The organism is Treponema succinifaciens DSM 2489, from assembly GCF_000195275.1.
Lineage (GTDB): Bacteria > Spirochaetota > Spirochaetia > Treponematales > Treponemataceae > Treponema_D > Treponema_D succinifaciens.
On the sequence record NC_015385.1, the window covers coordinates 2,473,037 to 2,498,839 of the forward strand.

Genomic DNA, 25,803 nt, shown 5'->3' on the forward strand with positions numbered 1-25,803 from the left:
TACCGAAAAAACGGCGCAGATTTTCAGCATGAAAAATACATTTATTGCTAAAACAGTAAAAATCTTCTATAATGAATTTATTATGAGAATTTCAAATAAATTCACACTTTCCAGAATTATTTTAGCGCCGATAATTTTTATAATATACAACATTCCAGTCTGGTTTGGACTTGAAAACGGAAGTCCTGCCGCCATCGCTTCAATTTGCATTGCTATTCCGCTTCTTGCTTTTGCGGAACTCACAGATTATTTTGACGGACATTATGCGCGCAAGCTGAACGATGTGAGCGACTTTGGAAAAATGTTCGATCCTTTTGCCGATGTTTTTCTTCATCTTTCAATGTTTACTTGCTTTGTTTTTTCTGGATATATGCCGGTCGTCTGCTATGTTCTGATTCTTTACCGTGAATTCAGCCAGAACTTTTTAAGAATGGTCGCGGCGAAACAAGGAACTGCAATTGCGGCAAGAAAAGGCGGAAAAATAAAAACTGTATTTTATGTGGCTTCGTGCTTTGCAGCTCTCATACAAGAAGCGTTGGTTCGCACAGAACTTGCTTCAATTTGGAACTTAGACATGAAACTTTTGCTTCACATAGGCCAGGCATTTTTTGTTGTGTGCGTAATTTTGGCTTATGTTTCGTTTATAGATTACTTAAAAAATTTTGGAAGCATACTAAAAAAGGCAATGTAATTTTATCGGAGGATGTAATAAAAACTTTGCCTAAAATAGCGTCAAAGTTTTTATTCATAAGTTTGCGTTGCAAACTTTAATATAAACTGTTGTTTCTCACTTTGTTGCGAAACAACTTAAAAAGTCAAATCAAAAATTGATATTTTCTTATTGACTTTTTATGGGAGGAAAATATGAAGAAAATTTTTGCAATCGCAGCAGTCCTTGTTATGGGCATAGCGGGAATGTTCGCTCTTGACTTGAAGGACATTCAGGGAACTTGGCATGATTCAAACTGGGATGCAAACTGGACTTTCAATGCAGACGGAAAAATTGTTCTTACAAAGGCTTCTAGCGGAGAAACAGTTTTCACTTTTGATGATTCAAATGTACAGAAATTTAAAATTCTCCCAACCACTTCCGGTTTAAGTATTTCATTTGACTGCGAAGAAACAGAACGCTCGTACAAGTTTACAAAGCCGATTACTCTCAATGCTGATTTGGATATGCACATTGACCCAAAGTGGACTTCTGAAGGCTATGACGTTAAAATTAAATTTCAGAAATAAAAATTCCTAAGCAAAAACTAAATGGCATTCTCTAAAGTGAGGATGTCATTCTGTTTTTAAAACCACAATAAACTGCTCTTCGTTTCCTGTGAATTCGGATTTGTCAAAGTCAGCAAAAAATTCCGCACTTTTAAAACCTGCGTCCTCTGCAAAATCTTCTATTTCGGAAGGAAGCAAAGGATAAATCGGAATGTCTTTTACAATAGGAAGAAGCTTGCCGGTACCTGTTTCAAGGTTCATGGAAAAAAGCCTGGAATCGTCTTGCTCTGTCATTATTTCAGAAAAAAGCTTGGCTCTCATGCTTTCACGGCATTTAAGCTGAAAAAACTTTTCGTCTTTTCTGTTTTCAAAATTGATGCATTGGATTACAAGAAATCCGTCTGTAGAAATGAGCTTTTTGCAGTCAAAGAAAAACTGCCGGATTTTTTCCCTTCCACCTAAAAAAAGCAAGCGGCTATTCAAAATGGAAATAACGTTGTAAAAATTCTTGCCTAGGAATTTTGTCATGTCCTCTGCTTCCATCTGAAAAAAGCGGATTGACATAAGCTGATTTCTTCGGCGCAAATTCGCCGTGTGCAAAAGTTCATCGCAGTTTTCAATTCCTGTAACATCGTGCCCTTGCTTGGAAAGTGAACTTTCAAAAAGTCCGGAGCCACAAAAAACTCTCAAGAATCTGACCGGCGAGCTAAAATTTTCGCACAATTCCGTATATAATTTTTTTTGAGCCTCTGAAACTTTAAAAAGCTCATCGTAATATTCAACAAGATTCTGAATAAACTTCATTCTTCTATTATAAAAGCAGTTTTGCTATTTTGCAAATTATAAATAAATGCTATAATACAAATAACATTTTTCATTCGGAGGAGAGCATGAATCCAAGAATTTTTTTAGGAATCTTAAGCGCAGTTGTCGGACTTTTGGCTGTTATAAATCCGCAGTCAAGCATTGAGGCGATTGTAATTCTTATCGGAATCGGCGCAATCGTAAACGGAATCAATTCTATTTTAAAAGTGAAAAGATTTTCGTTTTCGCCTTATTTTGAGCGCACTGTAATTATAAAAAACGTTGCAGGAATTTTAGTCGGAATTCTCGCGGTAATTCTTCCATTCGCATTTTTCAACATGATTCAAAAAATTGTTCGGATTATTCTTTATATTCAGGCTGTGTTTTTGCTTTTGTCGGCAATTTCGGAATTCATTTTGGTTTCTGGCACTGAAAATTCCGCTCCTTTTTTAACCGAAGCCGTTTGCTCAATTTTTATTGCGGTTTTGCTTTTTATGCTTCCTGCCGATTTTGGCGTAAGACTTGTAAGAGCCGCCGGAGTTCTGATTTTAATTTCTGGAATAATTTTTGCGTTTAGAGAATGGAAATCTTCTCCAACCGAAGTCGAAGCAGAAATAATAGAATAGATTTTGAAGAGGCTGCCCAATAAATTTTGAACAGCCTTTTTTATTTTAAAGCTGAATGCCTGTCTTGATTTTTTCGTTGAACCTTTTCAGTTTCTTTTCATCCTGAATTGGATTTTCTTCGCCGCTCAAAATTTTGCGCAAAGCTTCCATTTCTTCGCCATTAAATGAAACCGCTTTTTCCATTGTATTTTCAAATGAATTTACTGCCATTGGACAAACTGTTTTTATAATCTCAAGAATTTCTTCTGCATACAAGCGGATTTCATACTGGGCATGGCTATCGAGCCTGAGCTTTAAAAAATGGAACAAATTGTGCAAATCCATCTGCCAGTAAAATTCCGTGTACAACGCGAGCGGAAGATTTATGCGGGCAATTTCCCTTGCGATTCCTTTTTCAACCATGTCTTTGTAAACTTCGTAGGCTTTTTGCTGACCTTCAATAAATTCAGCCTGAAACTCTTTTGCCTGCTTCTCTTCAAAAACCTCTCCGCGGCCCTGCTTGTTGTTTGTTGACTGCTTTGAAATGCACGAATTTTCCGGAACATAAAATTCATCTTTCATAATGCTGTATCTGCCGGAAACTTCATTCATTCTGGCCATTCTGTGCCTAACCCACTGGCGCGCTACAAAAATCGGCATTTTCAAATGAAATGTAAAAACAACCTGCTCAAATGGAGAAGTGTGCTGATGGCGCAAAAGATAATCAATCAACGCTCCGTCCTGACTTATAGTTTTTGTTCCTTCGCCATAGGAAACGCGGGCTGACTGTACAATTCTTGAGTCGCTGCCGTAATAGTCAACCAGGCGGACAAAACCTTTATCTAAAACTTGAAATTCCTTGTCCAAAATTTCTTCTGCGGCAGGAACAATGCAATGTGCCATAAATACCTCTTTTTAATTATTTTTTATTTGCTGCGTTTTGCTTCAATTGCCTTTTTTACGCCTTCCGCAAAAAGCTGATTCTGATCTGAACGCTCTGGAACAGAAAACAAAGGACCGCCATCTTCTTCTGAAATACGGTAAAGATTAGAACAGTTCGCGTCATAGGCTGGGCTTGAAGGATTGTTTATCCACCAGTCTAAAACTGAAACAGTACAAAGCGTATACTTTATAAGATTCGCATTTGTGGCGGCAGTAACATCGTCATCTCTTTTTGCGCCAAGAAGCACATCAATTCTTTTTGAAACCGCATTTGGCAAATCGAACGTGTAACGATCCCATGGATTCAAAACCCCAAGCACAGTTTTCTTTCCGGCAGAATTCTCATCGATTCTGCGGACAAGAGTTGTAAGAACACTTCTCATGTAGTCGGTGCGGGCGGCAAGCGGTCTGTACTTTGAATCGTTCACGGGCTTCTGCAAAACCGGAGCATTGAACTTGTAGTTTGGAAGAAAATAAAATTTTATGCGCCACAAAATATTGTTCAAGTTTTCCTTGCCGAATCTGCTCTGGGCATATTCCTTCTGCGAGTAAATTGAATTCACATAGGAACGCAAATAATCACCGAGTTTTTTTGCAAATAAATCTTCATAATAAGAAGCCCAGTCTTCCATTGCAGAATCTAGCTTATCCGGATAAGCTGCAAGTTTTTCGTCCGCTTCAATGTTGAACTTTATGTTCCGGCAGCCTTTTAGAAAATCCTCGATAATCAAAATAAGAACAATCGTCACTTGCAGAGGATTTTCCGGAGCAATAACATTGAATCCATCCTCAAAGTTGTAAATCGGATTGAAGTACGGGAACAAGTCCGGATGCCGCTCCAAGTGAAGAAATCCTGCCTGTGGAAAAAGCTGGTCAAGAATTTTAAGTCCCATATTTACAATTTCATTTTTTTCGCCTGCAACATGTTGAACTTCCTGCTTTTTCTTTTCCTGAGCTTCCTCCTGTTTTTTTTCTTTATTCTTTTTTTCAGGAAGAAGAAGGTCAAACTTTGAAATTCCAAGGAACTTAAGAATTTCCACAATCTTTACTTTAAAGAAATCCGGGAACTCAACAAATTCATCGGAAGACATTCTCATCAAAAGCGGATACATTCCATGAATAATCTGGTCATGCACATAAAGCCATTCAGTTACGCCCTGTTTTACCAACGTCTGAAGCTTCGCTTTGTCTGCATTCGGAAATTCGGCAAGATCCGTGTAAATGTCTTTTATTAAAAGAGAAACCTGCTGCTCGCCAATATAGTAAACCGTAAGAAGCTGCCTGTAGACCGTCCGCACAAAAGGAATGAGCATAGGAACGGTAAGATAGTCCGAAGCATTTTCAACATCCATTGCCAGAATCTTGATGTCGCGGAGTGTCCACTTGCCCACGGTTCTAAGAAACTTAAACTTGAGGTCTGTCTCTGTGGCAATTTTGGCTTTGTATACATCCGGGGAAATCTGAATAAAAGTTTTTATTGTGCCGATAAAAGATTGAATGTGGTCAACGTGGCGGCGCACAATATATTCGCCGAATTTTTTTTGTACACGCTCGCGGTTCTTGGCTGACATTCTATAGAAAAAGTTGAACAGTCCGAAGTCCGGCTTAATATCGCAGCCCGGAGCCATCATTGTTTTGTCCATGAGCTTTAAGTCATGCGCAGAAATTTCAGGCAAATCTTCATCTGTGCGGATTTTCTTTGTAGAAGCCTTGATTCCGCCCACAGCTGCCGAAGAAAACGATGAGCCAAACGATGCGCTCTGAGACGAAATATCCGAAGCAGACCTTCCAGAAGCTTTTACCACAACATCCTGCCTTTTCCTGTTTGCCGGCATATTTGAATAGTCTGCTGGAGATAATTTTTCGCGGAGAACTTCCCCGCCAAGTTTTTTCTGCATAAAAAGAGCCTCATTTGCATCTATTGGTCCGATATTTTTCCGGGTTTTATCAAGTGTGCCGGGTTCAAGCGTCCGCTTTGGACGGTTCTCATTTTCCATAAATACTCCTCAAGAACTGAAAAAAGTTAAAGACGTATCAAGTAATTTTCGGAAATTCCTGCAAGAGATTTGAATGAAACTTTTTCACCACTGGCAGTAATTAAAGTTCCTTCAAAGCTGCCGTATATTGTATGGTACACGCTGCGCACAATTAACGCATTCACATTGTTAACGCAGATTGAAACAGGCGTAAAAACAAGGTCAACCATGTTTTCAGTATCTTGAATAATCCATTTTTTGTCCATGCCAGAATAATGCGAAATAACAACGGGAGGAAGCGGAGTAGGTTTTCCATCATAGAAAAGAACATTGCAGTTGTATTTGTCAGTGTCCACGCTTTCATGCGACTCGGAAGCAAGTTTGAACGCAATTTTCTTTCCATTAATTTCCCCGAATCCAAGTACAGATTTTCCATGAGAACGAAATTTCATATAGGTACGCGTCATGTCAAATGAGCAGACTCCATCAGATTCCGACATGGTTTTAGTTTCACCGCTATTATAAGCAAGTGTGAGAGAACCGTGTAATGGAAGAACAGAACTGTAGCTTGCATAGCTCCGCCTTAAAGTAGGATTTGGACGCACAGAAGTAAGTTCTGCAAACTGGGAATCGTTGAACACTGCGGAAAAAGCTCCACGCGCAGAAGGACGCACAGAATCTCCCTTCAAGTCGAATATAACAGAAAGCCTGTTCTGTTCCCTGTTCCAGCTGATTCTTGTGTAACGCCGCTTGCTGTAGTTTGAAGTTGAAGCCGCTTCAAGATTATGCGGAATAAGCCTCTTTCTCGGTCCCATGAGCGAATGATAGGCAAAACGTTGCGATGTATTTTTATTCCAGAATACAACTTCTGAAAATCCAGCAATTTTTGCGTCTATAAAACTTATGCGTCCGATATATTCCCCGATATTAAACGAAAATATAAGGCGGCTCTTTATGCGAAGGTTTGTTATAAAAGTCGGAAGCGGAATCACTCCATAAGGTCTGTAGACTCCGCGGATGTCAAAACGCCTAGGATGTCCCCTGAATGTACCGAACACTGGCCGCCCATTCAGAACAAATGACGGAGGAATTTCCTGTAAATCTCGTGTGTACATATATATAACTATTTTAACATTACGTGCAGCTAAAGTCTATGGATGGAGGAAAAGCAACTAATTCGTAAGCAAAGCGATTGTATCGCCGTTTTTTACCGCCCTGGTATACCACTCTCCTTTCCTTGCAACGCCTAGGGTTGCCACCCCTAAGAACCTAGCTTGGTGTTTTTATTACTGCTGCTTTTGATTTTTTTATAAATACCTGTCATTGCCGTAGTTGACACGGCAATCTTTCCAACAGATTATCAACCGAGTTTCTTTCAGAAACATCGCAGGGTCAAGCATGATAATGACATTAAATCATAAAACTCAAAATTGAATCCAATATGTTACCTGGCTTTTAGGGCAGCTCTTGCTATGCGGCGGGAAGTTCTTGCTGTTATGGCGGGGTTTATGCAGAGCATCGGGCTGTAGTCTATGTCGTTTTTTAAGACTGTGTAGATTATATTGAGGAGCTTGTGGCAGACAAAGCCCATCGACTGAAAATGCGTTTTTCCTTTGGAAACCTGCGACTTGTAAACAATTGTTATTTCACGGCAGTGGTTTACGGAAACGAATGAAGCCATCCAAAGGCATCTTCTAAGGTAGCCGGAACCGCGCTTGGACATATGGTTTTCGTTCCCAAGAAACTGACCGGACTGCTTTACCGAAGGGTCTATTCCAGCATAAGCGCACAGCTTCTTTGGATTGGCAAAACGGCTTATGTCGCCAATTTCACTTAGAATAGAAGCCCCAAGAACTGGTCCAATTCCCGGAATCTGCGTAATCTTTGTTCCGAACGACTTAAAATGCGATGATATGTGCTTTTCAAGGATTCCAATCTGATTTTGAAGAAGCTCCATCTGGTCCATCATCTGCTTTACAAGAAGCGAAAGTGTCTTGGAAGAAAGCCGGGCGGCAAAAGAATTGCGGGCAAGGCTTATAAGTTCCTGGGCCTTTTTTAGTCCGAACTTTCCGTTGGAAGCCACCTGAAGAAGCTGGGCAAGATTGTCTTCTCCGAACAATGTGATTTCTTCCGGAGTCGTGCAGTGCTTGAGAATTGCAGTAGAAGACTTTCCGAATGTATCCGAAAAAAAGCCTTGGTATTCTGGAAAAATTCTGTCCATCATCACAATTATCTTGCGTTTTAAGTTTGCAACCATATCCACAAGGAAAAACCTCTGTCGGCACAGGTCGCGCATCATGAGCATACGGTCATCCGCAAGCTTTGTTTCTGAATACTGCCCGATTCTGATTACCTGCGCAATTATTTTTGCGTCCACGGAATCTGTCTTTGTTTTTCTGATGTAAAGATTTCGAAGCGCGTCTGACTGGAGCGGATTTATTACGTGGACCGTTGCGTGATTGTCTGCAAGCCAAGTATACAAGTTAAGCCAGTAATGTCCTGTGGCCTCCATTCCGAATTCAAAGTTTTCAAGATTAGAATCTACCGCCGCAAGCTTGTCCATAAGAAACTCGAATCCTTGCTTTGTATTTGTAAATCTGAATGACCTGCCCACAAGAGTTCCGTCTGGCTTCATTATTGCCGCCTGATGTGATTTTTTTGCGATGTCGATTCCAACTATGTACATATTTGCCCCTTGAGTTTAAAGATTGAAGTTTGAAACGGGACTATCCTGCCCGAAAGTAGCCGAGCCAAAGTCCTATTCTTATGTGCGGGCTCAAGTCCCAAGGAGGCGATTAGGATTCTTCCTGGATAATCCAGTTCAAACAGTTTTATAATATACCAAAACGTCCGGGCAAAACAATAACACAGCCGCTTTTCTTCTATATAAAAGATATTTTTTGTTTCAATTTTGGTATGCACATCCTTTTGCCAAAAGATATACACAGTATTGGTTCATGCTTATTCCTTCGCTTTTTGATTCTTCTGCAAGACGTTTATGAAGGCTTTTTGGCAATCGTAGTTTGAATTGACCTGAATATTTTTCAACAGGCAAAGGTTCGTTTATTGAAATTCCGTCTTCAATTGCAGCCTCAAACCATGCTTTCTGCGCATCTTTTGCATTTGATACAGCTTCTTGAATATCGACTCCCGATGAAATGCATCCGGGAAGTTCAGGAAATGAAACAACAAATCCTCCCTCATCTGAATCCGGTTCAATTTCCATTTTATATGGAAGCGACATATATTCTTCAATGCTTTTCATTTTGTTCCTCCTCAACAACTTTCTTGTCCATTTGCACGTATACTTTTTTATAGGCTAATGATTTGGAATTGTAATAGGATTTTTTCCTTGCTTTCTGAATGTAAAATGGCTGCTCCCCACTTTTTGGTGAGTGCATTGTATAACCAAAACTTTCAAGTATCTTCTTAAGTTCTGAAAACCTCATGCCATTTGGCAAAGAACTAATTCTGCTTAGAAGTTTTTCCCACTTCGACATAAAAGAATCCCCTGAAAACAATATAAAAGGTGTCGCCAATGGTGTCAATTCTTTGAGGTCGGTTTTGAAAAATCTGCCGGGGAACCCCAAGATTTAAACATAAGGAGGCTAAGAGATGAAAAAGACTCTTATCGCGGTCGCAGCGGCTGCCGCACTTACAGCAACTTCTGCTTTCGCAGAAATCACATTTGGAGCATGGCTTCGCACATTGACAGCACCTGTTGCTTCAAACGGTGAAGACACAGTAGTTGGAACAGCAAACTCATGGGGATGGGGCGCACGTACAGCCCGTATCGACATCAATGGAGTTTCTGAAGACGGAAAAGCAGGTTTTGCAATGAACGTTTTCAATGATATGTCGATGGATATATCTGCTGGTGATCGTGCTGTTCTTTGGGTAAAACCAGTTGATATGATTAAAATATCTGTTGGTAAATACGACTCTCCGGACAACGGACTCCGCGGCGATTTCTGCTACGGCTCATGGAACTGGCTCAGACCTTATAACTGGGGATTCGATGGCGAAGGACTCACATTCGACGGAATCTGGCGCAAGGGTATGATGATTGAGGCTGATCCAATCGAAGGACTCCACGCATTCGTTGTTATTCCTATGGAAGATGCTAATGCTGATTCTTACTATAAGAAAGCAGAAGATACTTACAGAAATGTTCAGATTGGATTTGGATATGCAATTGATGGCGTAGGTAAGCTCAAGGCACAGTATATTGGTGATGACTCTTACACAACTGATGCAGAAGGCGATAGAGACGAAACAAAGACAACAGGACAGATTGGTGTTGCATTTGACCTTAATGCTGTTGAGAACCTCTACGTAACAGTTGGCGCAAGATTCGGTATCGCAGACAAGGATTATGCTCCTGACTACCTCAAGATGGCGTTCACAGCAGGTGCTTCTTACCAGGTTTCTGACGCCATGAAGTTCTCTGTAGACGGCGGTTACAAGCAGTATCAGGACAAAACTGTTGGAAAAGACGGTGATAAAAAAGACAATGAGTTCTTTGTTGGTGCTGGTGTAGACTATACAATCATGGACGGTCTTAATCTTGCTGCTGATGTTCGCTACAAGAACATTGGATACGGAAAAGAAGGCGATGACGGCGCAATCAGCTTCCTCGTTGGAGTTAACAAGTCTGTTTCTAGCAACGGTTCTCTAGGAATCGGTTTCCAGGGCGCAACAAACGGATGCGGATTTGTTCAGTCAGGCGGAAAAGGTCTTGTTGCTAACGAAGCTGATGACTTCGTATGGGCAATCCCAGTATCTGTAAGCGTTTGGTTCTAGTCGATAAAACGAAGCTGGCTTCGTTTTACCTCTGACAGTTTTGCTAGCAAAACTGTCGGGCAACAGCGCGTAGCGCGAATGCTGGCGAGTTTGCCTTGCAAGCTAGCGGTGGTACTGACCAAAGCATAGACCTCCCGGAAGGGAGGTTTTTTTTTCAATAAGTATACACTGGATGACTACGCTCCAAAAAATCATCCAAGCACAGGAACACAACATAGCTTTTCTTGAGCAAAGAAGAAATTTATTTTATTGAGCGGCATAAGCAAGTAATATAAGCAATTTCATAACGGAATCAATTCCGGGTGCAGCAAGAATTCTATCAGATTGCAGTGGATTATTCCGTCGTCATCCGAAAAATGAGACGGAATGTCATTCTGTATGATTATCTTTGCAAAAAAGTCCTTGGCAAGTTTTAGAGAATCAAGTTCCGCCGCAATTTTTTCAGTTGTGCCCATCTGCCATGCGGACTGAATATACACCCGTCTATCGCCTTTGTTCACGACAAAATCGATTTCTTTTTGTGCGTTTGCGCCTTTTCTTCTATCAACAACAACTCCAATATCAACAGAATATCCGCGCGTAAGCAGTTCGTTGTAGATTATGTTTTCCATAATGTGCCCGGAATCAATCTGCCTGAATCCCAGCCGTGCATTCCGCAGACCAATATCCGTAAAATAATATTTGTTCGGGTAATCAAAATAATGCTTTCCTCTCACATCGTAACGCTTTGCCTCGCTTATAAGAAAATCATCCTTGCAATACCCGATGTAATCGCTTACCGTGTTCGAGCTGAATTTTTCATTCTTTACGCTTTTTATGCTGTTCGTAATATTCAGCGGATTTGTCAAAGAGCTGATAAACGTGCTGAGCAAATTCAGAATGTCGTTCAGCAAATCCGGGCGCTCAATTTTATTCCGCTCTACAATATCCTTTATGTAGACCTCGTCAAAAAGATTTGAAAGATAGTCCTTGAACTGCTCTTCGGTCTTTAAATGCAGAAGATAAGGAAGTCCGCCGTAAATCATATAACGGTCAAAGTTGTCTCGCTTGTCGCCTCCAACCGCCTCATTATATTCTGCAAAACTCAATGGAAAAACATGAATCTGCGAGGAACGGGCGCGGAATTCCGTAGAAATATCCTTGGAAAGCATTTTTGAATTGCTTCCGGTAACATAAACGTCAAGGTTCTTATAATCTTTAAGCTCGTTCAGCATGTCGTATACTGTGATTTCAAAGCCGTCATTGTCCGGATCCGGAACTGAATAGCAGAACTGGATTTCATCAATAAAAAGATAGAATTTCTCCCTGCCTGCAGAAACTGTGTTTTCCACAAAATCAGCAAGGACTATAGGATTTCTGTATTTTGCGTATTTACGCTTGTCGAGCTGCAATGTAATAACGTTGTTTTGGGAAGTTCCGTTTTTGAGGAGATGGTCATAAAAAAGGTCGAAAAGAAGTGTGGATTTTCCAGCCCGGCGGATTCCTGTGATTACCTTTATCTGGCCGTCCCACATATAATCCAATAATTTTCTTAAATATAAATCCCGCTTTATCATTTGAAAGCTATCCTGCACTGAGAATTTACAGCATTTACGTCGTAAGTTCTCAATAAGAATAGGGAAATTTTCTTTTCCTGTCAACAATAAAAGGATAAATGGCTCTACGAACTCTACAGACTAATTCCAGAAAAAATTGCTGTTAGGAAACCGTAGTTGCTGAAACAATCTATTTATTTTGGGACTGAACAAATCAGATAATTCATTTTCGATTAAATCTTCTGCCAGATTTTTATAGTCCAGATTTTCTATTCCGTGGCCGGAAACTAGCCATTTAAACACAAAAAAACCTCCCTTCCGGGAGGCCTATGCTTTGGTCAGTACCACCGCTAGCTTGCAAGGCAAACTAGCAGATTGACCGAGTTTGCCTTGCAAACTAGCCAGCATTCGCGCTACGCGCTGTTGCCCGACAGTTTTGCTAGCAAAACTGTCAGAGGTAAAATGAAGCCAGCTTCGTTTTATCGACTATAACCAAATGTTCAATGCTACAGGAACTGCCCATACGAAGTCATCGTTCTTGCCGTTCTTGTTAGCACCAGCGATTCCTGTAAGTCCGTTTCCGTTTGTTGCACCCTGGAATCCAACTCCGATGTAGCCGTTGCTAGATACGTTCTTTGTAACTCCAACAAGGAAGCTGATTGCACCGTCGCTATCTCCACCTGCATTGCTCTTGTAGCGGAGGTCTGCAGCTGCGTTGAGTCCGTCCATGATTACGTAGTCTACACCAGCTCCGATTCCGAATGCGCTGTCATCTTTTCCGTCTTTTCCTGTGCATTTGTCCTGATACTTGACATAGCCACCAGAAACAGAGAATTTCATAGCGTCAGAAACCTGGTAAGAAGCACCAGCTGTGAACTTCATCTTTTCGTTCCACGCATTATATTCTTTATCTGCAATACCGAAGAAAGCACCTACTGTTACATAGAGATTCTCAACTGCGTTGAAGTCAAATGCAACGTTTACTGTTCCAATCTGCTCGCTGTCTTCTGTGTAAGTTTTTGAGTTGTATTTCCATTCAGGTTCCTCTGATGAACTAGAATCAAGAGACCAAGTTTCATCCTTATATTTGTTAGCAAGCAAATATTCTTTTGTGGTTTCGCCTTTTTTATGCTCAGCATAGCTTCCGAAATAACCAGCCTTGAGAGTACCAAGACCTTCAATTGTATAAGCAGCTGCATACATACCGTTCTTGAATGTATCTTCGATAGTATTTTTTGCATCTTCTGTCGCTGTTTTAGCAACATATTCAGCATTGTTTCCACCCCACTTAGCATTGTATACAGGAAGCTGGATTACTGCTACAAGACCATCAACAGGAGTGATTTTTGCCATAAGACCGTTTGTGTGGCTTCCGTTGAAAGTAAGACCTTCGTCCTCTGCAATCCAGTTGCCCGGTCTGAGCCAGTTCCATGAGCCGTAGCAGAAGTCGCCGCGGAGTCCTGTTTCTCCTCCATCAAACTTACCAAGAGCAAGCTGAACAGAGCTGGCAGGTTTTACCCAAATGTATGCGTTGTCGCCAACTTCAAGAACCTGTGTTGATCCACCAAAAGTTCCGTCTGCATTAACAGTCTGTGCTTTTGTAGCATTGAAGTAAATATCAAGCTTGAATCCAGCGTTTCCGTCTTCTGATGTGCCTGCAACGTTTACTCTTGAAGGTCTAATTCCACCCCAAGAGTTTGAAGTTCCTGTAACAATGTCCTCGCCGTTAGACGCTACGCCTGTGATGCTGCGAAGCCATGCTCCGAATGTGATTTCTGCGAAAGCAGAAGTTGCTGTAAGTGCGGCAGCCGCTGCGACCGCGATAAGAGTCTTTTTCATCTCTTAGCCTCCTTATGTTTAAATCTTGGGGAGCCTTTCGGAGCAAAGGAGAATATAGAGAGATATGGAAAAATCAATTTGATTTAATAATGAAATCAACTTAAAAAGAAAACGAAATTAAGTTAATTTCAAAATGTTTTTAAGTTAAAATCAAAACGAAATCAACTTAATTTTAAAATATTTTTAAGTTAAAAACAAAACAATTTTAAGTTAATTTTTAACTGAATATAGCATTAGCCGCGGACTAAGAAAGGCTGGCTTTTCTGCCATGGAACACTGCCGTTTTTCCTGTTCCGCATTTCTTTGCAAGGGTAAGAAAGCAAGACTTTCAGTGTAAAAGAAAAAAATTGAGAAAATCGCAAATCGGGTTTATAATTAAATATAGGCAGATTTTTAGCATTACATCAGGAGGCTTTTATGGCAGTTACAGCATATTCACTTGGAGCGGCAGAAGAAGTTACAGGAAGCCGGCATATACTTGAAATTGACGGGCGCAGCATAATGATAGACTGCGGAGCTTTTCAGGGACGGAGAGCGGAATCAGACAAAAAAAACAGGGAATTCAGTTTTCCGGCGGATAAAGTTGAAAGCGTTGTTTTGACCCATGCGCATTATGACCACTGCGGACTTCTTCCAGTTCTTATGAAAAACGGATACGACGGAACAATTTACGCAACACCAGCAACAAGAGATCTTGCGAACATCGTTATGATGGACAGTGCTCGCATTCAAGCAAGGGACGCTGAATTTCTTGCAAAGCAGGCAAAAAAGAAAGGCGAGGCTTTCACTTGGAAACCTCTATATAACGAAGCGGACTGCGTAAAGGCGGCAAACCAGATTGTTACGCTGGGCTACAACCGCAAAATGTACATTGCCCCAGATGTTCAGCTTGAATTTTTTGATGCAGGACACATTCTTGGAAGCTCACTCGCCTACTTTACAATTACCGGGCAAAGAAAAAATCAAAAAGTAACAAAGGTAAACACAGAAAGCAATACAAAGCAAAAAATTTGGCACAAACTGTTCGGCACAAGACTTCCTTCAAAAAATGAACCATCTCAAAACACGGACGGAGCAGACGAGCTTAGACTTCTTTACACAGGAGACTTGGGAAGACGGAACAAGCCAATCATAAAAGATCCGGCAACAAACATGCCTGCTCCTGACTATATCTTTATGGAAAGCACTTACGGAAACAGGCTTCATGCGGAAACCTCAAGCACAATGTATGAGCTGGAAAAAGTTGTACGCCAGGCAATCGACTCAAAAGGAAAAATAATCATTCCGACATTTGCAATCGAGCGCGCGCAGGAAATTGTCTATTACCTTCATCTTTTAGTTGACCAAAAAAGAATTCCGCAGATTCCTATTTACATGGACAGTCCTATGGCGGTGAACGCAACCGGAATCTATCAGCTTCATCAGGAGTGCTACGATGCCGCAACCCAGGAAGCGTTCCTTGCGCACCACAAAAATCCGTTCGGCTTTAATTCGCTGCAGTTCATTACAAGCGTCGATGAGTCCAAGGAGCTTAACAAAAAAAGCGGCCCGATGATAATTTTAAGCGCAGACGGAATGTGCGAAGCCGGACGCATTCTTTACCACTTGGCGAACAACATTTCAAATCCAAACAACATAATTCTAATTGTAGGCTATATGTCCGAGCATACATTGGGACGCAGAATTCTTGAAGGCGAAAAGGAAGTGAAAATTCTTGGTGACTGGTACAAAGTGAATGCGCAGGTAAAGCAAATCGATTCATTCAGTGCGCACGCTGACTACAAGGAAAGTACCGAATGGCTTAAGCTCATAGACACAAGCAGACTTAAAAAGATTTTCCTTGTGCATGGCGAAAAAGATGCGCAGGCATATCTTAAAGGCTACCTTGCAGAAAATGGATTTCCGAATGTTGAAATTGTAAAATACGGCGAAACATACAATTTGGAATAATTCAAATGGAAAAAGAAGTTGAAGAAAAAATAATCAGCCTTGAAACAAAGCTTGCCTATATGGAAGACTTTGTAAACCAGCTTCAGGCAGTTTCTGTTGAGCACACAGAAACAATTGAGCGGCTCAGGACTGAAAACAAGCTTTTATCTCAGAAACTGCATGAAGTTTCTGACATCCTTGAAGGCGACATTCCAAACAGAAAGCCGCCGCATTATTAAAAAATTCCCCGGTTGCAAAAACAGCCGGGGATTCTTGTTTTAATGTGACAGACAATTTTATATAAGGTTATAAATTCCAAAGAAAACCAGAACCGCAGCTCCAATCGCAAATATATGGAAAATGCTGTGAGTCCATTTGAAATTCCGCATCATAAAGAATGCAAGGCTTATTCCATAAGCGGCTGCTCCTGCAAACAAAAATACTTTGCTTGAAAAATTCAATGCGATAGTCCCAGAAGCAGCAAGCCCTATAATAATCGCCGCAAAAACTATGTATGTAAAAACAGAAAATGAATGAAGCCTTGCGCCGAACACCGCATACAAAACCAAAAGAAATACAAGAATTCCCCACAGAACAGCACAGGCGGTTGTGGCAGGTCCAGACATTCTTGCAAGCATCAAAGGTGTAAAAATTCCGCCTATAAAGAGATAAATTGCGCAATGGTTAAAAATAGAAAATACTTTTTTCGCCTTTGAAGGTGAAATCGCATGGTAAAGAGTCGCCATAAGATGAAGAACAAAAAGACTTGAGCCGAACACTGCGAATGTTGAAATATAAGTGCTTTTCTGTGCCGCTGGAGCATAAAAATACGCGCGGATAACCAGAAGAACAATCGCCGAAACACTAAGACCTGCTCCGATTCCGTTTGCAATTGAACTTAACACATCTTCGCCAAGTGTGAACGGACGCGGCTGGCGCGCATTGTAAGACAAGCGGGCGTTTGCTTTTTGCGCTCTAAGCTCACGTTTATGCTCACGCTCTGCTGCCTTTTCCTTTTTCTTTTCAGCATCCATAGAATAGTCGACTTTTATCTGATGAATTTTTTCTTTTGCCTGCGCCTTTATAGTTTTTATAGCCGCTTTTCTTTTTGCCTTTAATGATTTTCTTGTGATTCTGCGGGTAATATCGCCCATGACAAACCTCTTTAAAATTAATTGAAACCTCTAAAAACTTAAGTTCGTTTGAGGAAATCCTATGTTTTTATTATACAACATTCCAAGGCTTTTTTAAATACATAAACATCAATACAAAAAAAACACCCGGCATCTTTTTAGACACCGGGCAAAATGAAAGGAGGAAAAAATGAGTAAGAATTAACTTCTATTTTGAGCTGCTTCTTTTCTTTGAAACAACATCAAAGATTACAGCAAGCAAAAGAACAAGGCCTTTTACCGCGCGCTGCCAGTTAGCATCAACACCAAGAATCGACATACCATTATTCAGGATTCCCATAAATACAGCGCCGATTACAGCACCGCCTACAGTTCCTGTTCCGCCGTAAGCAGAAGCACCTCCAATAAAGCATGATGCAATCGCATCCATTTCATAGCTTGTTCCAACTGTAGGAGCTGCAGAGTTCAATCGCGCGGCGCAGACAAGTCCTGCAACAGCTGCAATGAATCCCATGTTTGTGTAAGCAAAAAACATAACGTTGTCTGTGTTTACGCCGGAAAGACGGGCAGCTTTTTCATTTCCGCCGATTGCATAAAGATAGCGGCCTGGAACTGTATTTTGTGTATAGTAAGAATAGATTCCGACAATCACTGCAAGAATTACAAGGATAAGCGGAAGTCCTTTGTCCTGAGCAAGTAGCCAGCCAACAAGCATAATAACAGCGCACAAAACAACCTGCTTTCCCATAAACGAGCCGGCAGAAGACACAGAATATCCCTTTCTCTTTTTTGACGCGCGGCTACAAAGTGCTGATGCCACAGTAACAAAGCAGCAGATAACGGCAATAATCAAAGTTACAATCAAAGTAATCTGCGCATTCTTGTCAACAAGAGCATAATAGGCATCTTCTGAAGCTTCAAAAAGCTCGTCTGTAGCCTGCTCAAGCGCAAGGTCTGGAAGATAGCTGTTGAAGATATTCATGAATGTTGAAGGGAACGGAGAAATTGTCATTCCGCCAAGAAGGATCAAGGCAACTCCGCGCCACAAAAGCATTCCGGACAATGTACAAATAAACGGCGGAATGTGAACATAAGCAATAAAAAATCCGTGCCATGCACCGATTGCTGTTCCGACAATAAGGCATACAATAATCGAAGGAATAACCGGCCAGCCAAGATTTACAATTAAAATTCCTGCGACCGCGCCAACAAGACAAATTACAGAGCCAACAGAAAGGTCAATGTTTCCGCCGGTAAGAATACACAGAAGCATACCAGTTGCAAGAATTACAACCCAGGCGTTCTGGTTTATAAGGTTTGTAATATTTTCCGGTGCAAAAAGCGATCCTTTTCCGAATCCAACAATCAAAGCCTGAAAAAACAGCATGACTGCCAGAAGAATAAAAATCATCGTGTTACCCTTAAGCATTTTCTTTAAGCTGTTTGTATTAACTGCCATATTTACACTCCTAATAAATTTTGGCTATTTATTTTCCGAGCTGATGATGCATGACATGATTTTTTCCTGACTTGCATCCTTCGCATTCATTTCTGCAATCATGCGGCCTTCATTCATAACATAAATACGGTCGCTCATTCCAAGCACTTCCGGCATCTCAGAAGAAATCAGAATTACAGATTTTCCTTCTGCAACCATGCGGTTTATAATGCAGTAAATCTCGTACTTTGCGCCAACATCAATTCCGCGTGTCGGCTCGTCAAGAATCAGAATATCCGGATCCGCAAAAAGCCATTTTCCAAGAAGAACTTTCTGCATGTTCCCGCCTGAAAGATTTCCTACAGCTTCGTCTACAGTTGCGCATTTTGTCCTCATTTCTTTTGATGAATCCTGGGCAACGCGCCTGCATTCGTCAAAGTTGTAGATTCCGTGCTTAGAAACTTTTTCCGGCCTTGCTGAAACTGTGTTCTGCGTGATTGTTTGTGAAAGAATAAGCCCGTTGCCTTTGCGGTCTTCTGTAACATAGGCAATCTTGTGGCTGATTGCTGACTTTACATTCGGAAGCTCAATTTCTTTTCCGTTAAGAAAAATCTGTCCGGAAATATTCGCGCCATAGGAATGTCCAAAAATGCTCATTGCAAGTTCTGTGCGGCCGGCTCCCATAAGCCCCGAAATTCCAAGAACTTCGCCTTTACGCAAATTGAAATTCACGTTGTCGCAAACCTTGATTCCGTCGAAAACAGGATGGTCAACGCACCAGTTCTTGACTTCAAAGCAGACATCTCCGACTTTTGAAGCGCGCTTAGGAAATCTATCTGTAATATCACGGCCAACCATCGCCGCAATAATTGTATTCTCTGAAAAATCGTCTTTGCTCTTGTCGAGCGTTTTTATTACAGCGCCATCTCGGATAACTGTAATTTTGTCAGCAACATAAGAAATTTCATTCAGCTTGTGGGAAATAATAATTGAAGTCATTCCCTGTTTTTTAAATTCAAGGAGCAAATCCAAAAGATGCTTGGATTCATTTTCATTCAAGGAGGCGGTTGGCTCGTCCAAAATCAAAAGCCGAACTTTTTTTCCAAGCGCCTTGGCAATTTCTACAAGCTGCTGCTTGCCAACGCCAATGTCCTTTATAAGTGTATGTGATGATTCTTTAAGACCAACTTCCGCAAGAAGGGAATCAGCCTTATCGAATGTTTCTGCCCAGTCAACCTTGAATTTTGAGCCGCGCTCATTTCCAAGGAACATATTTTCCGCAATCGTCAGAAGAGGAACAAGAGCCAGCTCCTGATGAATAATTACAATGCCCAGCGATTCACTGTCTTTTATTGTCTGGAATTTGCAGAGTTTGCCGTCATAGATAATATCGCCGGAATAAGAGCCGTATCCGTAAATGCCGCTTAAAACATTCATAAGAGTAGACTTTCCAGCTCCGTTTTCGCCGCAGAGAGCATGAATCTCGCCTTCTTCCACAGAAAGCGTAACGTTGTTCAGAGCTTTGACGCCAGGAAACTCTTTTGTAATATTCCGCATTTCCAATAATGCCTTTGCCATTGGAATCTCCTATTTTAAGCCGATTATAAACTTCTAAAAAAGACGGGGCTTTTGACCCCGCCTTGACCATTTTAGTTTTTACTATTTAAGCTGAGCTTCTGTGTAATAATCCAGAATCAACAAGGAGAGCCTTGTAGTTTGAAACATCAGCATAAACTGGATCACAAAGGTATGAAGGAACGATTCCTTTTCCATTGTCATAAGTCTTTGTGTCGTTGATTTCTGGTTTTGTTCCCTGAAGAAGAGCGTCAACCATTCCTACAACTTTTTCTGCCAAAGTGCGTGTGTCTTTGAAAACAGACATTGCCTGTGTTCCCTTGAGCATGTTCTTTACAGAACCAATGTCGCAGTCCTGTCCAGTAACGATTGGGAAGTTTGCCTTTGTGTAGCCAGCTGCAACAAGAGCATTTGTAATTCCCATTGCAACAGAGTCGTTTGAAGAATAGACAGCGTCAAGTTTTGTTCCGCGTGGACCGTATCCGTTTGAAGTGATAAGGTTTTCCATGCGTTTCTGACCTTCTTCTGTAGACCAGTTCAAAGTTGCACACTGTGCTTTTGAAGTCTGTCCTGAACGGCAAACAAGAACTCCGCTGTCAAGGTAAGGCTTGAGTGTGTCCATTGCTCCGCCGAAGAAGAAGTTGATGTTGTTGTCATCTGGAGATCCTGTGAAGAATTCAATGTAAGCAGGGTCAGATTTTGTGCGGTTCTTAAGATTCAGCTTGTCAACAAGATATTCACCCTGAATTGTTCCTACTTTGTAGTTGTCGAATGTTGCATAGTAAGAAACTGAATTTGTGTTCATAATCAAGCGGTCATAAGCAATAACCGGAATTCTCTTTTTCTTTGCACCGTCAAGCGCGTTTTTAAGAGCTGAACCATCAATAGAAGCAACAACAAGAACGTTGCATTTTCCAGTAATCATGTTTTCAATCTGGGAAACCTGAGTTGCAATGTCGTTGTTAGCATACTGCAAGTCAACAACATATCCTGCTTTTTCCAGCTGAGCCTTCATGTTTGCTCCGTCCTGGTTCCATCTCTGCAAGTCTTTTGTAGGCATAGAAACACCTACTTTTGTTCCTTTCTTTTTTGCTGCGAAACATGGAAGCACGAGCGCGCAAGCCAAAAGAACAGCGATAATTTTTTTCATAAGATAAACCTCCTTAAAAATGCATATCTTATTTTTTTAGTTAACAGAACTCCAAAAATGTTCCGTTACGTTCTAGATTGATTAAAGTATACAATATGAAACGTTTTCTGAATTCCCAATTTTCTTGATTATTTTGTTAATTTATGTGATTTTTTGAATAAATCTATAAAAAACGAAAGAAGAACATTAGGATTTTTTTGTTGTAAGAAAAATACAGAACGGCAAGAACGTAAAATATTCCCCGAAAAAAAACTCCGGGCAAGGAGGCTTACATTCCTTTTCCCGGAGCATATTCTACAAAGGTCCCGAGGTTGAACCCTATTGTATAAAAATTAAAAACAGCTATTTCACTCTCTTATAGCCGTAAACAGCCAAGTCTCCAAGCTCTTCTTCTATGCGCAAAAGCTGATTGTACTTTGCCATGCGGTCTGAACGAGATGCAGAACCTGTTTTAATCTGTCCTGAATTTGTTGCAACCGCAATGTCGGCAATTGTTGAATCTTCTGTTTCGCCGGAACGGTGAGAAGTTACGCTTGTATATCCGTGGCGGTGAGCCATTTCAATCGCATCAAGTGTTTCTGTAAGAGAGCCAATCTGGTTTACTTTTATAAGAATTGAATTTGCGCATCCAAGCTCGATTCCTTTCTTAAGATATTCAACATTTGTAACAAAAAGGTCATCGCCAACTAGCTGGCATTTTGAGCCGATTTTGTCAGTAAGAAGTTTCCAGCCTTCCCAGTCGCTTTCCGCCATTCCGTCTTCAATTGAATCAATCGGGTATTTTGAAATAAGGTCTGCAAGATAATCTGCCTGCTGTGCGGAAGTAAGTTTTTTTCCGTCCGCGCCTTCTTTCCAAGTATAATCGTAAATTCCATTCTCATAGAATTCAGAGGAAGCGCAGTCCATTGCGATTTTCACATCTTTTCCAGGCTCGTATCCTGCTTCTTTTATCGCCTTTACGATTGTATCAAGAGCATCTTCTGTTCCGTCAAGCTTAGGAGCAAAACCGCCTTCATCGCCTACAGCAGTTGAAAGTCCGCGCGCCTTTAAAACAGCCTTCAAGCTATGGAAAACTTCTGTTCCCATGCGGATTCCTTCCTTAAATGAAGAAGCTCCAACCGGGCGAATCATAAATTCTTGGAATGCAATAGGAGCGTCTGAATGCTGACCGGCATTTATAATGTTCATCATTGGAACTGGCAATGTGTAAGTGTTTGTTCCGCCAATGTAGCGGTAAAGAGGAATACCAAGATAAGCTGCGGCAGCTTTTGCCACTGCAAGTGAAACTCCAAGAATTGCATTTGCGCCAAGCTTAGACTTTGTTTTTGTTCCGTCAAGCTCAATCATTTTTTTGTCAATCGCACGCTGCTCGAGTCCGCACATTCCAATAAGAACAGGAGCAATTACTTTGTTAACATTTTCAACTGCCTTGAGAACTCCTTTTCCCAAGTAGCGTTTTTTGTCTCCATCGCGCAGCTCAAGTGCTTCGTTTTCACCAGTAGAGGCTCCAGAAGGAACTGATGCTCTGCCAAACGCGCCGCTTTCCAAAATAACGTCAACTTCTACCGTAGGATTTCCGCGAGAATCAAGAATTTCACGTCCGACAATTTTCTGAATTTTACAACCGCCCATAATTTCCTCCTGGGATAAAAAAATAGTTAGCTAATGCTAATTAATTTAAATATAATAAAATCCAGTGAATTTTTCAAGTTAAAACCAAAATTTTTTCAGAAAATTTATTTTCAACGGTGGACAATTATCTTGTTCTCAAAATTATTGAAACAAACAGGCAAAAAAGCTATAATTTGCAATCATGATAAATCCATTAGCACAAGAATTAAATGACGCGCTCAAAGGCACAACGCCAGGCGAGCTGCTTTCTGATGTTGGAACAAGACTTTACTTTCCAAAGGGAATAATCGCACAAAGCGCAGAAGCCAAAAAACTTGGAAAAACTGCGAACGGAACAATCGGAACAACTGTTGTTGAAGGCAAACCGATTATGCTTCCTTCTATAAAAAAATATGTGCCGGACTTAACTTCTTCAGAACTTGTAGGATATGCGCCGACAGCAGGAAATCCGGATTTGCGTGCAATGTGGAAAGAATCAATTATCCGCAAGAATCCGCTTTTAAAAGACAAAAAATTTTCATTGCCGGTTGTTGTTCCGGGACTTACAGCGGGAATTTCTTATCTTGCTGACCTTTTCCTTGACGAAACAAAACCGCTTGTCGCAGCAGATCCGTCTTGGGACAATTATGTTCTTATAGCTGAAGCGAGACGTAACGCAAAATTCGTTCAATTTAAAATGTTCAAGGACGGAAAATTCAACATTGAAGGATTGAAAGAAACGATGCAAAAACAGGCTGAATCCGGCTCTGTCCGCATTCTTTTGAATTTTCCACAGAACCCTTCAGGATACAGCCCTACTTCAGGCGAAGCAAAGCAGCTTGTTTCAATTGTAAAGGAAATTGCAGAAAAAGGCGCAAAAGTAATGGTTTGGTGCGATGACGCATATTTCGGACTGAACTACGAAGACAACATTGAAAAACAGTCGCTCTTTGCATATCTTTGCGACCTGCACGAAAATGTTCTTGCCGCAAAAATTGACGGACCTACAAAAGAAGATTTTGCCTGGGGATTCAGAACTGGATTTATAACTTTTGGCTGCAAAGGACTTTCTGACGCGCAATACGAAGCTCTTGTAAAAAAGCTCATGGCTGCAATCCGCTCGTCAGTTTCATGCGCGGCAACTCCGTCTCAGTCGCTGATTTTAAAAGCCGCATCAGATGGAAAACTTGAAGAAGAAAAAGCTGAATTCCGCAAAATTCTTGAGCGCCGTTATAAACTTGTGCGTGACTTTGTTTCCACACACGAAAGCAAATTTATAAAGCCGCTGCCATTCAATTCAGGCTACTTTATGTCATTTGACACAATGAGCATTGATGCAGAAAAATTAAGACAGAAACTTTTGAACGACCGCGGAATCGGAACAATTTCCATAGACGTAAAAACTTTAAGAGTTGCATTCTCAAGCCTTGATGAAGAAAAAATCAACATTGTTTATCAGGCGATTTACGACATTGCGGATGAACTTGGAAAATAAAAAATTTCTTGCAGTTATAGCCGCGCTGATTTCTCTTTTGCTTGCCTCCTGTAAAAATTCGGGAAGCAAGCCATTGATTATCTGGACAGACAATGCGGAAATTGTTTCTTACGTTGAGCTTTTTAACGCCACACACGAAGACATAAGCGCATTTGCAGTCTACAAAGATGAAGCCGCGCGCTCACTTCCACCTGCAAAAGACGAGCTTACTCCAGACTTGGTTGTAGGCTCCTGGCTCAAGAATTCCGCAACACGAAAATATTTTCAGCCGTTAGATTATCTTTTTCAAGAAAAAAGCCTTAACCGCACTTTGTTTTACAAACAGCTTCTTGAATACGGACAAATAAACGATAAGCAATATCTTATTCCCATAAGCTTTAATTTGCCCGCAATGATTTTCAGCAAAAAAAATGAAGGCTTTGTAGAATCAGAGCATTTTTTAAATCTTGAGCAGATAAGAACTTTTTCAACAGCATTCAACAAAAAAAATAAAAACGGCACATACACAGCGATGGGATACGCGCCTTCTTGGGACACAGATTTTATGTATCTTGTAACAAAACTTTACGGAGCCGCCTACCATGAAAAAGGAACAAGTTTTATATGGAACGAAAAAGCGATGGAAACTTCAATTTCCGAAATGCGACAATGGACAATCGCGCGTAATTCCAGCACTTCCGCAGAGCAAAACTTTCAGTTCCGCTATCTTTATATGCCGGGCTACAAGCAGGTTGCCACAACACGATGCCTTTTTTCGTATACAACCAGCGATAAGCTTTTTACGCTCACAGATGCGCAGATTACAGACCTTTCTTTTAGATGGATTGAACAGGACAATAAAATTCCTGTTGAAGACAATATTCTGACAATCGGGCTTTACAAAAAATCCGAGCATTCAGCGCAAGCCGAAGAATTTATTTCATGGTTTATGAAAACCGAAACTCAGCAGCTTTTAATTGAACGTACGGAAAAAATGAAGCTGGACACTGAAAACTTTGGAATTGCAGGCGGATTTTCTACCTTGCGCGAAGTAAACGAAAAATTTTATCCAGCATTCTACAGGCATCTTTTAGGAAATATGCCGCCGGAACAATTTATAACATTGCCGAATATTCTTCCATATAGATGGAACAGCTTAAAATCAAATGTAATAATTCCGTATTTAAAAGACAACACAAAAACTGAAAATTCAGGCGCAGTTCAGTCGCTTGAAGAAAGAATCGCGGAATGGACAAAGCAGTTCTACTAATATCTTAAAGCAAAAGCCAGCTAAACTTTTTATTTTAAATTCCGATACATAAGATAGTGCAAAGAAAATTGCTTGCACTAAACTGAGGGTAGACTTATGTATTCAAATGGAATCAGCCTAAACGCGGCATCTTACAGAACTCTTTTCTCTACTTCTTCAGGCTCGCTCTGTGTTCCAGTAAAGCCTAGCGCAGTCATATATTCTCAATTTGACTACGTGCATGGAACCGCAACAGAGCATGGCCAGCGCGGAGTTCCAATAAACCGACTGCGCATTTTAAACACACTGATTTCCCAGCTTGTTTCCATGAAGCAAAAGCCAGCCCTTTCAGAAGAAGAAGCCACTGGACTTTCCGAAGAACAAAAAGACGAGCTTATAAAAAGCTACCAGCAGCAAATAAAAACTGCAATTGCCGCCAGCAGCGCACAAGGACAGGCAGCTTATGGACTTGCAGGTCTTATGCCAGAAGCAGGCGCAGTTGTTTCTGTTTCTGCGTAAAAA

Annotated in this window: 23 protein-coding genes; 9 read left to right on the plus strand and 14 right to left on the minus strand. The window is 41.0% G+C overall.

All coding sequences use genetic code 11. The features are described 5' to 3' along the window. The first annotated feature begins 28 nt into the window (after positions 1-28). Both pgsA and TRESU_RS11800 read left to right on the plus strand, forming a co-directional pair. Positions 29-691, plus strand: coding sequence for a CDP-diacylglycerol--glycerol-3-phosphate 3-phosphatidyltransferase (gene pgsA / locus TRESU_RS11795; protein ID WP_013702432.1), 663 nt, complete (start codon positions 29-31; stop codon positions 689-691). A gap of 173 nt (positions 692-864) precedes the next feature. After that, positions 865-1,239 (plus strand): hypothetical protein, encoded by a 375-nt coding sequence (locus tag TRESU_RS11800; RefSeq protein WP_013702433.1) that lies wholly within the window; start codon positions 865-867, stop codon positions 1,237-1,239. A gap of 45 nt (positions 1,240-1,284) precedes the next feature. On the opposite strand, the gene TRESU_RS11805 is transcribed toward TRESU_RS11800, so the two are convergent. Then, entirely contained in the window at positions 1,285-2,022 is a 738-nt protein-coding gene (locus tag TRESU_RS11805; protein ID WP_013702434.1) for a class I SAM-dependent methyltransferase, read from the minus strand. A gap of 86 nt (positions 2,023-2,108) precedes the next feature. On the opposite strand from TRESU_RS11805, the gene TRESU_RS11810 reads away from it, so the two are divergent. Continuing rightward, positions 2,109-2,648: a DUF308 domain-containing protein gene (locus TRESU_RS11810; RefSeq protein WP_013702435.1), complete on the plus strand. Its 540-nt coding sequence runs from the start codon at positions 2,109-2,111 to the stop codon at positions 2,646-2,648. A 45-nt stretch (positions 2,649-2,693) separates the two neighbouring features. On the opposite strand, the gene thyX is transcribed toward TRESU_RS11810, so the two are convergent. From thyX to TRESU_RS11845, 6 genes are all read right to left on the minus strand, one after another. Continuing rightward, positions 2,694-3,530 carry an FAD-dependent thymidylate synthase gene (thyX, locus tag TRESU_RS11815; RefSeq protein WP_013702436.1) on the minus strand — a complete coding sequence of 279 codons (837 nt, stop codon included), beginning with the start codon at positions 3,528-3,530 and terminating at the stop codon, positions 2,694-2,696. 23 nt (positions 3,531-3,553) lie between these two features. Next, positions 3,554-5,566 carry a hypothetical protein gene (locus TRESU_RS11820; protein ID WP_013702437.1) on the minus strand — a complete coding sequence of 671 codons (2,013 nt, stop codon included), beginning with the start codon at positions 5,564-5,566 and terminating at the stop codon, positions 3,554-3,556. Positions 5,567-5,592: 26 nt separating this feature from the next. Beyond that, the gene (locus TRESU_RS11825; RefSeq protein WP_013702438.1) at positions 5,593-6,660 is read right to left on the minus strand and encodes a DUF2804 domain-containing protein; all 1,068 of its coding nucleotides are present in this window, start codon (positions 6,658-6,660) and stop codon (positions 5,593-5,595) included. A gap of 329 nt (positions 6,661-6,989) precedes the next feature. Continuing rightward, the gene (locus TRESU_RS11830) at positions 6,990-8,231 is read right to left on the minus strand and encodes an IS110 family RNA-guided transposase (RefSeq protein ID WP_013702439.1); all 1,242 of its coding nucleotides are present in this window, start codon (positions 8,229-8,231) and stop codon (positions 6,990-6,992) included. A 219-nt stretch (positions 8,232-8,450) separates the two neighbouring features. Next, positions 8,451-8,810, minus strand: coding sequence for a type II toxin-antitoxin system HicB family antitoxin (locus TRESU_RS11840; RefSeq protein ID WP_013702440.1), 360 nt, complete (start codon positions 8,808-8,810; stop codon positions 8,451-8,453). Continuing rightward, on the minus strand, positions 8,797-9,045 hold the full coding sequence (locus TRESU_RS11845) for a hypothetical protein (protein ID WP_013702441.1): 249 nt from the start codon (positions 9,043-9,045) through the stop codon (positions 8,797-8,799). The genes TRESU_RS11840 and TRESU_RS11845 overlap by 14 nt, the downstream gene beginning before the upstream one ends. A gap of 115 nt (positions 9,046-9,160) precedes the next feature. Here TRESU_RS11845 and TRESU_RS11850 point away from each other — a divergent pair, with 115 nt between their 5' ends. Beyond that, on the plus strand, positions 9,161-10,348 hold the full coding sequence (locus tag TRESU_RS11850) for a porin (RefSeq protein WP_013702442.1): 1,188 nt from the start codon (positions 9,161-9,163) through the stop codon (positions 10,346-10,348). A gap of 281 nt (positions 10,349-10,629) precedes the next feature. Here TRESU_RS11850 and TRESU_RS11855 read toward each other — a convergent pair whose 3' ends face one another. Continuing rightward, positions 10,630-11,904, minus strand: a complete 1,275-nt coding sequence (locus tag TRESU_RS11855) for an ATP-binding protein (RefSeq protein ID WP_013702443.1) — start codon at positions 11,902-11,904, stop codon at positions 10,630-10,632. 465 nt (positions 11,905-12,369) lie between these two features. Then, the gene (locus tag TRESU_RS11860) at positions 12,370-13,722 is read right to left on the minus strand and encodes a porin family protein (RefSeq protein WP_013702444.1); all 1,353 of its coding nucleotides are present in this window, start codon (positions 13,720-13,722) and stop codon (positions 12,370-12,372) included. Positions 13,723-14,139: 417 nt separating this feature from the next. Here TRESU_RS11860 and TRESU_RS11865 point away from each other — a divergent pair, with 417 nt between their 5' ends. Then, the gene (locus TRESU_RS11865) at positions 14,140-15,672 is read left to right on the plus strand and encodes an MBL fold metallo-hydrolase RNA specificity domain-containing protein (protein WP_013702445.1); all 1,533 of its coding nucleotides are present in this window, start codon (positions 14,140-14,142) and stop codon (positions 15,670-15,672) included. A 5-nt stretch (positions 15,673-15,677) separates the two neighbouring features. After that, entirely contained in the window at positions 15,678-15,890 is a 213-nt protein-coding gene (locus tag TRESU_RS11870) for a SlyX family protein (RefSeq protein WP_013702446.1), read from the plus strand. Positions 15,891-15,947: 57 nt separating this feature from the next. On the opposite strand, the gene trhA is transcribed toward TRESU_RS11870, so the two are convergent. The 5 genes from trhA to eno all read right to left on the minus strand — a co-directional run bounded on the left by trhA (position 15,948) and on the right by eno (position 22,579). Beyond that, a complete protein-coding gene (trhA, locus tag TRESU_RS11875) occupies positions 15,948-16,805 on the minus strand; it encodes a PAQR family membrane homeostasis protein TrhA (RefSeq protein WP_013702447.1) in 858 nt (285 codons plus the stop codon). Between the two features lie 187 nt (positions 16,806-16,992). Then, entirely contained in the window at positions 16,993-18,243 is a 1,251-nt protein-coding gene (mmsB, locus tag TRESU_RS11880) for a multiple monosaccharide ABC transporter permease (protein WP_013702448.1), read from the minus strand. Between the two features lie 24 nt (positions 18,244-18,267). Further along, on the minus strand, positions 18,268-19,800 hold the full coding sequence (gene mmsA, locus TRESU_RS11885) for a multiple monosaccharide ABC transporter ATP-binding protein (protein WP_013702449.1): 1,533 nt from the start codon (positions 19,798-19,800) through the stop codon (positions 18,268-18,270). Between the two features lie 85 nt (positions 19,801-19,885). Then, entirely contained in the window at positions 19,886-20,947 is a 1,062-nt protein-coding gene (gene chvE / locus TRESU_RS11890) for a multiple monosaccharide ABC transporter substrate-binding protein (RefSeq protein ID WP_013702450.1), read from the minus strand. A 342-nt stretch (positions 20,948-21,289) separates the two neighbouring features. Next, positions 21,290-22,579 carry a phosphopyruvate hydratase gene (eno, locus tag TRESU_RS11895; RefSeq protein WP_013702451.1) on the minus strand — a complete coding sequence of 430 codons (1,290 nt, stop codon included), beginning with the start codon at positions 22,577-22,579 and terminating at the stop codon, positions 21,290-21,292. Positions 22,580-22,760: 181 nt separating this feature from the next. Between eno and TRESU_RS11900 the strand changes: the two genes are divergently transcribed. The 3 genes from TRESU_RS11900 to TRESU_RS11910 all read left to right on the plus strand — a co-directional run bounded on the left by TRESU_RS11900 (position 22,761) and on the right by TRESU_RS11910 (position 25,800). After that, positions 22,761-24,053 carry an aminotransferase class I/II-fold pyridoxal phosphate-dependent enzyme gene (locus TRESU_RS11900; protein WP_013702452.1) on the plus strand — a complete coding sequence of 431 codons (1,293 nt, stop codon included), beginning with the start codon at positions 22,761-22,763 and terminating at the stop codon, positions 24,051-24,053. Then, on the plus strand, positions 23,989-25,302 hold the full coding sequence (locus TRESU_RS11905) for a type 2 periplasmic-binding domain-containing protein (RefSeq protein WP_148228288.1): 1,314 nt from the start codon (positions 23,989-23,991) through the stop codon (positions 25,300-25,302). Before TRESU_RS11900 ends, TRESU_RS11905 begins: the two co-directional genes overlap by 65 nt. A gap of 96 nt (positions 25,303-25,398) precedes the next feature. Further along, positions 25,399-25,800 carry a hypothetical protein gene (locus TRESU_RS11910; protein ID WP_013702454.1) on the plus strand — a complete coding sequence of 134 codons (402 nt, stop codon included), beginning with the start codon at positions 25,399-25,401 and terminating at the stop codon, positions 25,798-25,800. Positions 25,801-25,803: the final 3 nt, after the last annotated feature.